Genomic DNA, 13,236 nt, shown 5'->3' on the forward strand with positions numbered 1-13,236 from the left:
GCCTGCTGTCGGCTTACTGGGTCAACTTGGCTTTGGCTGCCTCCAGGCCTGGCTTGCCATCGACGGTGTTTACGCCTGCGAGCCAGGTGTCGAGTACTTGAGGGTTTTTCTTGATCCACGCCTTGGCGGCGGCATCAGGCTTCATCTTGTCGTCCAGCACGTTGCCCATCAGGGTGCTTTCCATGTTCAGCGTGAAGGACAGGTTCTTGAGCAACTGACCTACGTTGCTGCACTCCTGACTGTAGCCTTTGCGGGTGTTGGTGTAGATGGTCGCCTGGCCGTAGTTGGGGCCGAAGAAGTCATCGCCGCCAGTCAGATATTTCATCTTGAAGCGGGTGTTCATCGGATGCGGTTCCCAACCGAGGAACACCACATCGTTTTTGCGTTTCACGGCGCGGTCGACCTGCGAAAGCATTGCGGCTTCGCTGGATTCAACGACCTTGAAGCCTGCGTCCTTGAGGCCGAAGGCGTTCTTGTCGATCATGCTCTGGATCAGGCGATTACCGTCGTTGCCAGGCTCGATACCGTAGATCTTGCCGCCCAGTTCCTTCTTGAATTTGGCGATGTCGGCGAAGTCATGCAGGCCTTTGTCGTAAAGCGCTTCCGGGACCGCCAGGGTGTACTTGGCGTTCTCCAGGTTGGCACGCACGGTTTCGACGGTCCCTGCTTCGCGATAGGGCTTGATGTCGTTTTCCATGGTCGGCATCCAGTTGCCGAGGAACACGTCCATGTTCTTGCCGTCGGCCAGCGACTTGTAGGTCACCGGTACGGAAATCATGGTGGTTTTGGTCTTGTAACCCAGTGACTCGAGTACGGCGCTGGTTACCGCAGTAGTGACGGTAATGTCAGTCCAGCCGACATCGGAGAAGTTGACCGTATGACAGGCCTCTGGCTCGGCTGCCTGGGCTAGCACCGGCATACAGAGCGTAGCGGCCAACAGCAACGATTTGGAACCTTTCATGGGGTGGACTCCTGTGAGTTTCTTCTGGTCATCAGCAGGTGAACGCTGACGCGGCTTATGGGTTGGCGAGGCTTTTCGCGAAGCTCCATCACTGCGCCGGGCGATCGAGTCGGAACCGATCATGTAACAGGGAAAATCAAACGCCTACAGGGGGCGTCGTATCCAGTGCAGGAGGCGTCGTATCCAGTGCGCGCAAGGTCGCTTACAGATTCGTTGCATCGTACGCACGCCCGGTTGCAGTGTCGGAACTGCGAAAAAACGGCCAGTACGTTACACGGTTGCTGCGCAGGTCGGCAGCGGTCGGTTGGCAGGTCGGTGCCTGCGCGAACGCGGTGCTTTGGAGGGGAGTAACGCCGACAAGTTCATTATCGGGGCGGATCCGCCAGTGGTCATGCCAGGTCGCGTGCCCTTTTTTTGCGGCTGCGCGCTTTTCGATCACGCGCCCTGCAGGCCGCCACTTTTTAGCGCGAACGCCTGTCCTCGGCAGGGTTTCCTTGGGATGTGCCTTGAGTAGCACTCGGCGTGTGAACGCCCCTCGATCGTTTCCCTGAAGTGCTACCGAACTGCTCATCGAACTCCGCGTGCGGCGGCCTCGCCGTCGCAAACAGGTATGAGGGTCGCAGCCGGGTAGACGCTTCGCGACGTCGTTTTCAGGTGTTCTTGAATGAGCGATCAAATTCCGGCATGGGATTTGCGATGTCATTACCAAGCCCTGCAATAACGAGGGCTACAAGAAGAGCCTGTCCTGGGGCCAACCATTGCCATATGAGAGGAGATAGTGTGATGACATCGTTCAATCAAGGGACTCAACCCCAGAACCGCGCGCCACAGTCCATCGGCTTTCTGCTGCTGGATAACTTCACCCTGATCTCCCTCGCATCGGCGGTAGAACCCCTTCGCATGGCCAATCAGTTGTCGGGCCGCGAGCTGTATCGCTGGACCACGCTGAGTGTCGACGGCGGCCAGGTCTGGGCCAGCGATGGTCTGCAGATCACGCCGGATGCGGCGATGCACAAGGCTCCTTTGCTCGATACGGTCATCGTCTGCGGCGGTGTCGGTATTCAGCGCTCCGTCACGCGTGAACACGTCAGCTGGCTACAGGGCCAGGCACGTCAGTCGCGCCGTCTGGGCGCTGTGTGCACCGGCAGCTGGGCGCTGGCGTGCGCGGGTTTGCTGGATGGTTTCGAGTGCAGCGTGCATTGGGAATGTCTGGCGTCGATGCAGGAAGCCTTTCCGCGCGTGTCGATGAGCACCCGGCTGTTTACGCTGGACCGCAATCGTTTCACCAGCTCGGGCGGCACCGCACCGCTGGACATGATGCTGCACCTGATCAGTCGTGATCATGGGCGCGAGTTGTCGGCAGCCATTTCCGAAATGTTCGTCTACGAGCGCATTCGCAACGAACAGGACCACCAGCGCGTGCCGCTCAAGCATATGCTCGGTACCAATCAGCCGAAGCTGCAGGAAATCGTGGCGCTGATGGAAGCCAATCTTGAAGAGCCGATCGACCTTGACGAGCTGGCTGTGTATGTCGCCGTTTCGCGCAGGCAGCTGGAGCGGCTGTTCCAGAAGTATTTGCATTGTTCGCCTTCGCGCTACTACCTGAAACTGCGCCTGATTCGCGCCCGGCAACTGCTCAAGCAGACCCCGATGTCGATCATCGAAGTGGCGTCAGTGTGCGGCTTCGTGTCGACGCCACACTTCTCCAAATGCTACCGCGAATACTTCGGCATCCCGCCACGTGACGAGCGCGTAGGGTCCAACACCGCACAGCAGGTCGCGATGATGCCGATCCCGCAGGCCCTGGTACTCGCCCCGCTGTCCGGGCCGATGTCGGCCCTGAGTCAGGCGCGTAATGAGTCGACGTTTGCGAGTGTGAGGCTGTAACAAAACGTCCGGTTTGCAAATGCTCACGACGAGAAAGCATCTCTCACAGGCTGTAAAACATTCGCTCTGCTCATCGCCCTACAGACGCTAAGGTTCAACGTTGAACCGGTTCTGGAGGGCGATGGAATGCCTCATTGCGCAACGACACGACACCTGCGCAAAGGCAGATACTCGGCAGTTGGTCAGACTTACATGGTCACTTCAGTAACGAAGGGCCGTGTAACTGTGTTCGCCGAAATGCAGCTGGGACGGCTGCTCGTACGAGAAATGAAGCGTTGCGAAGAGCAGGGGCTGGTCAAGTCTATGGCATGGGTAGTCATGCCTGACCATCTCCACTGGCTTTTTGAACTCAAGGCCGGTGATTTGCCCAGCTTGATGAAACAATTAAAGGCCCGAAGCTCGATTGCAGTTGGAAAACTGTGTGTCCGTCCTCACGCTTTGTGGCAATCCGGGTACCACGACAGAGCAATCCGCGACGAAGAGGATATTGCGCCGATAGCCCGTTATATCGTGGCCAATCCTTTACGTGCGGGCTTGGTTAAAAAGCTTGGGGATTACCCGCTGTGGGATGCTATCTGGGTTTGAGGCACGGGCAGCTTTCGCGAACAAGTTCGCTCCTACGGCCTGCGGCCAGAAGCTGAAGGCTCACAGTTTGCTTCTGCCCGAAGGGCGTGAGCATTTTTCGCGAACAAGTTCGCTCCTACGGCCTGCGGCCAGAAGCTGAAGGCTCACGGTCTGCTTCTGCCCGAAGGGTGTGAGCATTTTTCGCGAACAAGTTCGCTCCTACGGCCTGCGGCCAGAAGCTGGGGATCACGGTTTGCTTCTGCCCGAAGGGTGTGAGCATTTTTCGCGAACAAGTTCGCTCCTACGGCCTGCGGCCAGAAGCTGAGGGATCACGGTTTGCTTCTGCCCGAAGGGCGTGAGCATTTTTCGCGAACAAGTTCGCTCCTACGGCCTGCGGCCAGAAGCTGGGGATCACGGTTTGCTTCTGCCCGTAGGGCGTGAGCGTTTTTCGTGAACAAGTTCGCTTCTACGGCCTGCGGCCAGAAGCTGAAGGCTCACGGTTTGCTTCTGCCCGAAGGGCGTGAGCAGCTTTCGCGAACAAGTTCGCTCCTACGGCCTGCGGCCAGAAGCTGAGGGATCACGGTTTGCTTCTGCCCGAAGGGCGTGAGCATTTTTCGCGAACAAGTTCGCTCCTACGGCCTGCGGCCAGAAGCTGGGGATCACGGTTTGCTTCTGCCCGAAGGGCGTAGGAGCGAACTTGTTCGCGAAGACTGGCTTTCACACAACATAGCTTCCGGAAATAAAACGCCCGTTTTCGAGCATCAAAGCGCGAAGCGCGCCACCATGCCGTTGAGGTCGATTGCCAGGCGTGACAGCTCGGTGCTGGCTGCGCTGGTCTGGTTGGCGCCGTTGGTGGATTGTGCCGACAGGTCGCGGATGTTGACCAGGTTGCGGTCCACTTCGCGGGCGACTTGTGCCTGTTCTTCGGCGGCGCTGGCGATGACCATGTTGCGTTCGTTGATCTCTTCCACGGCGCTGTTGATAGTGTTCAGGGCCTGGCCTGCGCCCTTGGCGATGTTCAGCGTCGATTCGGCGCGTTCGGTGCTGTTGCGCATCGAGCTGACGGCCTGTTCCGTGCCGGTCTGAATGCTGCTGATCATGCGTTCGATTTCGCTGGTCGATTGCTGGGTGCGATGGGCCAGGGCACGGACTTCGTCGGCCACGACGGCAAAGCCACGTCCGGCTTCACCGGCCCGCGCTGCTTCGATGGCGGCGTTCAATGCCAGCAGGTTGGTCTGGTCGGCCAGGCCGCGAATCACGTCGAGCACCTTGCCGATATCACGCGACTCATTGGCCAGGCTGATGATCAGCTCGGCGGTGCCTTGCACGTCGCCACTCATGCGCTCGATGGCGCTGACGGTTTCCTGAACCAGGTCGCGGCCATCGCCCGCAGAGGTCGCCGCGCTGCGCGAGGCCTGCGAGGTGCTGGTGGCGTTGCGCGCCACTTCTTCCACGGCGCTGGTCATCTGGTTGACCGCAGTGGCAGCCTGTTCTATTTCGTCGTTCTGCTGCACCAGCCCGCGTGCGCTTTCGTCAGTGACGGCATTCAGTTCTTCGGCTGCCGAAGCCAGTTGCGTGGCCGAGCCGGAAATACCCTGCAAGGTATCGCGCAGCTTGTCCTGCATGGTTTTCATGGCCAGCAGCAGACGACCGGCTTCATCGGTGCCGTCGATACTGATCGGCCGGGTCAGGTTGCCTTGCGCGATGGTCTCCGCTGCGAGCAGTGCGGTGGCAATCGGTGTGGTAATGCTCTTGATCAGCATCCAGGCAAACACGAGGGTCAGCAGGGTGGCGGCGATCAGCAGTCCGATCACCATATTGAATGCCGAGTCATACTCGATGGAGGCCTGCTCCTTGACCTCATTCAACTGCGCCGTATTGATATCCACCAGCTTGCGCAGCACAACGTTCATCTGGTCGGAGTTGCTGACCATTTCGTTGTTGAGCAAGCCCTGCAATTCGTCGATGTTGTTCGCACGGGTCAGCGTTTTCAGGCGGTCTTCAAGCTGGCGATACTGGCCCAGCAACTGCACGTACTGGCTATAGAGGTTGCGCTCGTCGGGGGTACTGATCAGCTTCTCGTAAACGGCCTGAGCGTCAGTGATCTGCTTGTTGCGCATCGCCATCAGCTCGATGGTTTTCTGCTGGGTTTCCGGATCGCGATTGACCAGCAATCGATAGGACAGCACCCGCAGACGAATGCTGACTTCAGCGAAGCGATCGAGGCTCTTGATGCTGGGCACGTTGCTGTCGGCCAGCACCTCGGTGGCGCTGCGGATCTTGCTCATCTGTGACAGTGCAAAGACGCCCAGAATCAGCATGAGGGTGCCGATCATGGCAAATCCAAGAAACGCTCGAGGCGCGATGTTCATATTTCGCAGGGACATAGAAAGCTTCCAGGGTCATTTACGCGTTCCATGCGATTTAGAGACGGAGATAAAGCCGTAAGTGGGGTGCCTATCGGACGTGCGACTAAAGTCTTGAGCCGATAGGCACGTATTGGGGGTGACTTAATCGTGACGATTTCTTCATTTCTTTCGCCGATCGGGCGCAAGCCTTTGAAAAGACGAGGCGGATGCTTTTTTCACGATGGCAGTCTGCCCATTGCCTGCGCGCATTTGTCGCAGTTTCAGACGGTCTGACGAACAGCAGGAACCGGATACCGAATAAGGAGTCACAAGCCCCCTACGCGTCTACGTTATCGATGTGTCGATGTGATGACAGAGCGGTGAGCGCTGGTATGCGCAGCGACTTTTCTTTATCGTACGCGCCCGTTGAAATTTGCTCGAGAAATCAAAATGTTGGAAGCCTCCCTTAGCCAATTGGAACAACTTGTCGGCGATCTGGTGCAGCAGAACCAGGCCCTTCAGGAAACAAATGCACAGCTCAGTGCCGAGCTGGCAAAAGCCAAGGACGAGAACGAGAACTTGCAACTGAGTCTGATGGAGCAGGAAGAGAAGCATGGCAGCACTGCCGCGCGTATCCAGGCACTGGTTGATCGCGCCACCAGCGCAAGTGCTGTCGGCGCATGAACGTCGATGGCAGCGGTGTAACCGTTCTCACCATTCTGGGCAATGAGTACTCGGTCAAGGCGCCGGCTGGCGAAGACCTGACCCTCATGAAGGCCGCTGCGATGCTCAATGCGTCGCTGGCCGACACCAAACGCAAATACCCGACGTTGATCGGTGACCGTCTGCTGGTCCTTGCAGCGCTGAACCTCTGCTCACAGCAGATCGAGCTCGAGCAACTGCACAAGGTCGAGCTCAAGCGCTACCGGGAGCAGGTTGAAGCGACGGTGGATGTGATCGCCAAGACCATCGCCCCGAACTGAACGGGAGGCGCTGACGAAGTCGCAGTCAGAACGAATGCGACTGTCTGCGCCTGCGCCACTGCCCGAGTGCTTCCTCCAGCCGCAAGGGGCTGTCGATCTGCTGACGACGGGCGTGGCTGAACAGGATCAGCGCCAGTTCTGCGGTAACCAGCGCATCGGCGCTGGCATGGTGACGCTGTTCGGCATGCAGACCAAAGAAACGGGTCCAGTCATCCAGCCCGGCATGACGCAGGTTGGCGTGCTCGCAGAGCATCGGGGCGATTTCGGCGGCGTCGAAAAACGCGTGCTGCAAGCGATAGCCCAGGCTTTCCTTCAAGGCGCGCGACAGCATGTGCTGATCGAATGGCGCATGAAAGCCGAGAATCGGGCTGTCTCCGACGAACTCCATGAAGTCCAGCAAGGCCTCGACCGGCTCACTGCCAGCGGCAATCGCACTGGGCGCCAGCCCATGAATCAGAACGGCCGGACTGATCTTGTGGTCGACGCGCAACAGCGTGCGCTCGAACTGCTGGCCCAGATCGATGGCGCCGTCTTCAATCACCACAGCACCAATGGACAGCACCTGATCGCGGTTCATGTTCAGGCCACTGGTTTCCAGGTCCAGCACGACCCAGCGCTGTTCACGCAGTGACGTGTCACTGAGGTTCGCGCACACCGGCAGTCGTTTAAGGCGCTCCAGTTGGTGCGCGTGCAAGGGTGTCTTTTTCGGCCGTGGTTTGAGCCATTCGAACAGGTTCATAGCTGATAACGCAGGGTCAGGCTGGTTTGCAATCGCTGCGCCTGGCGAAACGATTCGCGCAGAATGCGCCGGTCCAGATGGTTGAGTGTGTCGGGGTCGATGCGGTTGGAATAAGCCAGATTCTGGCGACTTTGCAGCTGATGTTGCTGCATGCGAGTCTGCTGGATGAAGTGATAAGCCTCCTCATACGCAGCACCGTCGAGCGGGTCGATGACTTCGCGCTCGACCAGTTGGCGCAGGCGTTCCTGCGTGTTGTTGACGCCGATACCGTTGGCCAGTGCCAGCAGGCGCGCACCGTCGACGAAGGGCGTCAGGCCTTCGACCTTGAGGTCCAGCGTATCCTTTTCGCTGCCTTTGCGGGCCAGCACGAAATCCTTGAAGCGCCCCACTGGCGGACGCTGGCGCAGTGCGTTGTCGGCCATCATGCGCTGGAACAGCCGGTTGTCTGCGACCTGATCAAGAATGCTGCGGCGCAGTTGCTCGACGCCACTTTCATCCCCCCAGACCACGCGCAGATCGAAATAGATACTCGAGGCCAGCAGGTTCTCCGGTGTCGCCTCGCGAATAAACGTCGAGAAGCGCTGCGACCATTCGAGTCGGGACAGGCACAGGTCGGGGTTGCCGGCCATGATGTTGCCCTTGCACAGGGTAAAACCGCACTGCGCCAGACCCTGATTGATGCGTTCGGCGATCGGCAGCAGTGATCGGCGAATCTGCTCTGCCTCTGCTGCATCTCGGGCCTCGAACAGAATGGCGTTGTCCTGATCGGTATGCAGCGTCTGCTCGCGACGGCCTTCGCTGCCAAAGCACAGCCAGCTGAAGGCAATGCCGGGGTCGCCTTTCTCTGCAAGCGTCAGCTCGATCACCCGGCATACGGTGTGGTCGTTGAGCAGGGTGATGATCTGGGTTATCTGGGTTGAAGACGCGCCATGGGCGAGCATTCGATCGACCAGCTGGACAATATCGCCGCGCAAGCCGGCGAGCGCTTCGATGCGTGGCGCGTTGCGGATGGTCCGCGCCAGATGCACCAGGTCGACCCGTTGCAGGGAAAACAGGTCCCGCTCCGACACCACGCCACACAACCGCCCGTCCCGGACCAGGCAGACGTGGGCGATGTGCCGACCGGTCATGGCGATGGCGGCGTCGAAGGCACTGGCGTCCGGGCTCAGGTGGAAAGGCGACAGGCTCATGGTGTGCCTGACCGGCGCGCTGAAGTCGGCATTCACATCGGCAACCGCCTCACGCAGGTCGCGCAGGGTAAAGATGCCCAGCGGCGCCTGCCGCTCGTCGACAATCACGATGCTGCCTACCTGCTGCTCGTGCATCAGCCGCACGGCGTCGCGCATGGGCGTTTCCGGGCTGCACATCACCGGATGACGCATGGCAAGTTCACCCAGCCGGGTATTCAGAGAGTACTGCGTGCCCAGGGTTTCGACGGCGCGCTGCTGGACTTGTTGATTGACTTGATCGAGCAGGCTGCTGACACCGCGCAAGGCAAAGTCGCGAAAGGTTGTGGAGAGCGCGAACAGCTTGATGAACGCCTGCTTGTTCAACTGCAGGCAGAACGTGTCCTCGGCAGCCAGATGCTCGGTGCGAGTGGCGCGCTCGCCGAGCAGGGCGGCGAGTGGAAAACACTCGCCCGTGGTTATTTCGAATGTTGTTTCCGTACCGCCTTTGGCAGAATGCGGGCGCTCGCCGACGATGCGACCCTGCTTGACGATGTAAAAGTGCTCCACCGGTCCGTCGCCAGGCTTGATGATGCTTTCACCGGCCGCGTAGAAGCGCAGCTGACACTGCTCGACCAGATACGCCAGATGGGCGTTTTCCATCTGATTGAATGGCGGGAATTTTTGCAGAAACTGCATGGTGCCGTGTATGTTCTGCAGCACGGCTGTCTTGCCTGCCTGGGTGAAAGCATCTGCCTTGCTCATGGCCTGTTCCGCGTTCTTGTTATTGGTGCTCATGGTCGGCCGCTTGCAGCCAGGTGCCCATTGGACGTAAGTCTTACCTTGAACCCCGTGACACCGCCGTGCTGCTTGCGGCATAACTGATTTGACGAGCGCAATGGATTGCGAGCGAAGATTGGCCAGGATGCCGACGAAATGCATCGCAGATTGACCCGTATCTGCTGTCGGATTAGTTCAGGGAATGATGAGACTGCAATGATTGACCACGATATTCTGAGCGACGATGAGCGCGATGCCCTTCATGAGGTCATGCTCACGCCTGCACGTGACGCCCCGCAACGGGTCCTGATCGTTGATGACGACAGCGACGCGCGCGAGCTGCTGGCCGAAATTCTGAGCCTCAATGACATCAGTTGCATGACCGCGCCCGGTGGCGATACGGCGCTGCAGATGATCCACTCGCGTCAGTCCATCGGACTGCTGATCACCGACTTGCGGATGGCTCCTTTTGACGGGCTGGATCTGATTCGCAAGGTTCGTGAGTCGGATCGTGCCGAACTGCCGATCATCATCGTGTCCGGCGACGCCAACGTGCGCGATGCCATCGATGCCATGCACCTGAACGTGGTGGACTTCCTTCTCAAACCGCTCAATACCAAGCAGTTGGTGAAGCTGGTCAAGCGGGAGTTGGGGATAAGTTGAGGCGGTGAGCCCTTGCAGGTTCTGGTCCGGCAAGGACCAGAACCCGCAAGGGGGCGTGCGGCGCGTTACAGGCCGTTGATGGCCTTGAACTCCCGACGGCGGCGGTGCAATACCGGCTCGGTGTAGCCGTTGGGCTGCCGGGTACCTTCGATGACCAGTTCGACCGCCGCCTGGAAGGCGATGTTGCTGTCGAAGTCGGGTGCCAGCGGGCGATACAGCGGGTCGTTGGCGTTCTGGCGATCCACCACCGGGGCCATGCGCTTGAGGCTTTCCAGAACCTGAGTTTCGCTGACGACACCATGACGCAGCCAGTTGGCCATGTGCTGGCTGGAGATACGCAGCGTGGCGCGGTCTTCCATCAGGCCGATGTCGTTGATGTCCGGTACTTTCGAACACCCCACGCCCTGATCAATCCAGCGCACTACATAACCAAGAATGCCCTGCGCGTTGTTGTCCAGTTCGTTCTGGATTTCTTCCGGCGTCCAGTCCGTGTTCGGTGCCAGCGCAATGGTCAGAATGTCATCCACCGAGGCTTGCTCGCGCTGCGCCAGCTCGGCCTGACGGGCGAACACGTCGACTTTGTGATAATGCAGGGCGTGCAGCGCAGCCGCGGTAGGCGAGGGGACCCAGGCGGTGTTGGCGCCAGCCAGTGGATGAGCGATTTTCTGCTCCAGCATGGCGGCCATCAGGTCCGGCATGGCCCACATGCCTTTGCCGATCTGTGCGCGACCTTGCAGGCCGCATTTCAGACCGATGTCGACGTTGGAGTTCTCGTAGGCAGTGATCCACTTCTCGGCTTTCATCTGTGCCTTGCGTACCACCGGACCCGCTTCCATGGAGGTATGGATTTCGTCGCCGGTGCGGTCGAGGAAGCCGGTGTTGATGAATACCACGCGCTCGCTGGCGGCCTGAATGCAGGCCTTGAGGTTGACCGTGGTGCGGCGCTCCTCGTCCATGATCCCGACCTTCAAGGTGTTACGCGGCAAGCCCAGTACCTGCTCGATACGTTCGAACAGTTCGTTGGTGAACGCCGCTTCCTGCGGGCCGTGCATCTTCGGTTTGACGATGTACATCGAACCGCTGCGGCTGTTGCTGCGCGAGGTGTTGCCCTTGAGGTTGTGGATGGCGGCGAGGCTGGTCAGCAGGCCGTCGAGAATGCCTTCCGGCACTTCGTTGCCATGCTTGTCGAGTATCGCATCGATGGTCATCAAGTGGCCCACGTTGCGAATGAACAGCAGCGAGCGACCATGCAGGGTGACTTCGCCGCCCTCTGGCGTGGTGTAGACGCGGTCCGGGTTCATGGTGCGGGTAAAGGTTTCACCGCCCTTGGACACCGACTCGGCCAGGTCGCCCTTCATCAGGCCCAGCCAGTTGCGGTAGACGACCACTTTGTCGTCGGCGTCCACAGCGGCAATGGAATCTTCGCAGTCCATGATGGTGGTCAGCGCGGCTTCCATGAGGATGTCTTTCACGCCCGCCGGATCGGTCTGCCCTACCGGGCTGGCGGCGTCGATCTGCAGTTCGAAGTGCAGACCGTTGTGCTTGAGCAGCAAGGCAAATGGCGCCAGGGCATCGCCTTGAAAACCGATCAGTTGGGCGTCATCGTGCAGGCCGGTATTGCTGCCACCCTTGAGACTGACGACCAGCTTGCCGTCGATCAGCTTATAAGCTGTCGAGTCGGCATGTGAACCTGCTGACAGAGGCGCTGCCTGATCGAGAAAGGCACGAGCGAAAGCAATCACCTTGTCGCCACGCACCTTGTTATAGCCCTTGCCCTTTTGCGCGCCGCCTTCTTCGCTGATGGCGTCGGTGCCGTAGAGCGCGTCATACAGCGAACCCCAACGGGCATTCGACGCATTGAGCGCAAACCGGGCGTTCATCACCGGCACGACCAGTTGCGGGCCAGCCATGGTGGCGATTTCTTCATCGACGTTTTGCGTGGTGATCTGGAAATCCGCCGCTTCTGGCAGCAGGTAGCCGATCTCCTGAAGGAAGGCTTTGTAGGCCGAGGCGTCGTGAGCCTGCCCGGCATGCGACTGGTGCCAGGCGTCGATTTTCGCCTGTAACTCATCACGTTTGGCGAGCAGTGCCTTGTTCTTTGGCGCAAGGTCGTGGATCAGTTTGTCCGCACCGGCCCAGAACGCAGTGGCATCGACGCCGGTTCCGGGGGTGGCTTCGTTCTGCACGAAGTCGAACAGGACTCTGGCGACTTGCAGGTCACCGACTTGAACGTACTCAGTCATTGCACTTGCCTCACTCTGCTCAGCAGGGTCGAGCACACTCGGGGGAGCGCTCTGTTATTGATCCGGGTGTCATGTAGTGCGAAATTCGGGATACTACATGAGCCGCCGTCGCGTGAAAACGTCGCTGAATATGTCACTAAACGACTGGATATTCATGTCGGGTCACGATGATAGTCACCGTGTCCCCAAAGGCGCTCAGGATTGTTCCATAAAGCGTGGCAAACGGTACACGATTTACCGCGAGCCAGGTGCCCGTCGGGCATGCCTATACTCGTATGACCGACGCTGTCTCCTAATCATCTGTGCAGAAAGAGGAATTGACCGTGGATCATCTCGTCGTAACGCTGGTTGCTCCCGACAAACCGGGTCAGGTCGAACGCATCTCGAAGTGCATTGCCGAGCACGGCGGCAACTGGCTGGAAAGCCGCATGTCGCGGATGGCCGGACAATTTGCCGGGATCCTCAAGGTCGGCGTCGAGGCCGAAAAGTACGACGACCTGATCAAGGCGCTGAACGGCCTGTCAGCCCATGGCATCCGCATGCTGCTGGCCGAGAGTGTGGTCGAGACCACTGATACTACTCGAATGATCAGCATGGAGCTGGTCGGCAACGACCGCCCCGGCATCGTGCGTGACATCACCCGTTTGCTGGCCGGGCAGAACGTCAACGTCGAACACCTGATCACCGACGTGTCCCCTGCGCCCATGAGCAGCGAACTACTGTTCCAGGCCAAAGCAGTGCTGGGCGTCCCGCAGGACTTGTCCCTGGATGACCTGCAGATGGCGCTCGAGACCCTGGCGGATGATTTGATGGTGGAGTTGGTGCTGGGGGCCAAGGAGTCATCCGTTTCGGGTTATCCAAGTTAATCGTGCACCTGCCTGTGGATAACCTGGGGGAATAGC

Annotated in this window: 11 protein-coding genes and 1 pseudogene; 6 read left to right on the forward strand and 6 right to left on the reverse strand. The window is 59.3% G+C overall.

What is annotated here, in order from left to right; all coding sequences use genetic code 11:
• Window positions 1-13 precede the first annotated feature (13 nt).
• A complete protein-coding gene (locus KBY08_RS23230; RefSeq protein WP_011269185.1) occupies window positions 14-961 on the reverse strand; it encodes a choline ABC transporter substrate-binding protein in 948 nt (315 codons plus the stop codon).
• Window positions 962-1,744: 783 nt separating this feature from the next.
• Between KBY08_RS23230 and KBY08_RS23235 the strand changes: the two genes are divergently transcribed.
• Together KBY08_RS23235 and KBY08_RS23240 are read left to right on the forward strand one after the other, a co-directional pair.
• On the forward strand, window positions 1,745-2,848 hold the full coding sequence (locus KBY08_RS23235) for a GlxA family transcriptional regulator (RefSeq protein ID WP_003402189.1): 1,104 nt from the start codon (window positions 1,745-1,747) through the stop codon (window positions 2,846-2,848).
• A gap of 126 nt (window positions 2,849-2,974) precedes the next feature.
• Entirely contained in the window at window positions 2,975-3,433 is a 459-nt protein-coding gene (locus tag KBY08_RS23240) for an REP-associated tyrosine transposase (protein ID WP_024660127.1), read from the forward strand.
• 740 nt (window positions 3,434-4,173) lie between these two features.
• On the opposite strand, the gene KBY08_RS23245 is transcribed toward KBY08_RS23240, so the two are convergent.
• Both KBY08_RS23245 and KBY08_RS26960 read right to left on the reverse strand, forming a co-directional pair.
• Window positions 4,174-5,301 (reverse strand): methyl-accepting chemotaxis protein, encoded by a 1,128-nt coding sequence (locus KBY08_RS23245; RefSeq protein WP_404944338.1) that lies wholly within the window; start codon window positions 5,299-5,301, stop codon window positions 4,174-4,176.
• Window positions 5,302-5,316: 15 nt separating this feature from the next.
• Window positions 5,317-5,799 (reverse strand): annotated as a pseudogene (locus KBY08_RS26960) (MCP four helix bundle domain-containing protein); the annotation flags it as partial.
• Window positions 5,800-6,210: 411 nt separating this feature from the next.
• Between KBY08_RS26960 and KBY08_RS23250 the strand changes: the two are divergent.
• Window positions 6,211-6,444: a hypothetical protein gene (locus tag KBY08_RS23250; RefSeq protein WP_003402183.1), complete on the forward strand. Its 234-nt coding sequence runs from the start codon at window positions 6,211-6,213 to the stop codon at window positions 6,442-6,444.
• Entirely contained in the window at window positions 6,441-6,743 is a 303-nt protein-coding gene (locus KBY08_RS23255; RefSeq protein WP_003316170.1) for a cell division protein ZapA, read from the forward strand. The genes KBY08_RS23250 and KBY08_RS23255 overlap by 4 nt, the downstream gene beginning before the upstream one ends.
• Before the next feature lie 25 nt (window positions 6,744-6,768).
• Here KBY08_RS23255 and KBY08_RS23260 read toward each other — a convergent pair whose 3' ends face one another.
• Together KBY08_RS23260 and KBY08_RS23265 are read right to left on the reverse strand one after the other, a co-directional pair.
• The gene (locus tag KBY08_RS23260; protein WP_011269182.1) at window positions 6,769-7,482 is read right to left on the reverse strand and encodes a PolC-type DNA polymerase III; all 714 of its coding nucleotides are present in this window, start codon (window positions 7,480-7,482) and stop codon (window positions 6,769-6,771) included.
• Entirely contained in the window at window positions 7,479-9,413 is a 1,935-nt protein-coding gene (locus tag KBY08_RS23265; RefSeq protein WP_003402177.1) for a DUF294 nucleotidyltransferase-like domain-containing protein, read from the reverse strand. Before KBY08_RS23265 ends, KBY08_RS23260 begins: the two co-directional genes overlap by 4 nt.
• Window positions 9,414-9,644: 231 nt before the next feature.
• Between KBY08_RS23265 and KBY08_RS23270 the strand changes: the two genes are divergently transcribed.
• Window positions 9,645-10,091: a response regulator gene (locus KBY08_RS23270; protein ID WP_003402175.1), complete on the forward strand. Its 447-nt coding sequence runs from the start codon at window positions 9,645-9,647 to the stop codon at window positions 10,089-10,091.
• Between the two features lie 65 nt (window positions 10,092-10,156).
• Here the strand turns inward: KBY08_RS23270 and KBY08_RS23275 are convergent, their stop codons facing one another.
• Complete coding sequence (locus tag KBY08_RS23275; RefSeq protein WP_225651273.1) at window positions 10,157-12,334, reverse strand: malate synthase G; 2,178 nt, start codon at window positions 12,332-12,334, stop codon at window positions 10,157-10,159.
• A 323-nt stretch (window positions 12,335-12,657) separates the two neighbouring features.
• On the opposite strand from KBY08_RS23275, the gene KBY08_RS23280 reads away from it, so the two are divergent.
• Complete coding sequence (locus KBY08_RS23280; RefSeq protein WP_103360286.1) at window positions 12,658-13,200, forward strand: glycine cleavage system protein R; 543 nt, start codon at window positions 12,658-12,660, stop codon at window positions 13,198-13,200.
• Window positions 13,201-13,236 lie beyond the last annotated feature (36 nt).

This window comes from Pseudomonas sp. P135, from assembly GCF_020312125.1.
Taxonomy (GTDB): Bacteria; Pseudomonadota; Gammaproteobacteria; order Pseudomonadales; family Pseudomonadaceae; genus Aquipseudomonas; species Aquipseudomonas fragariae.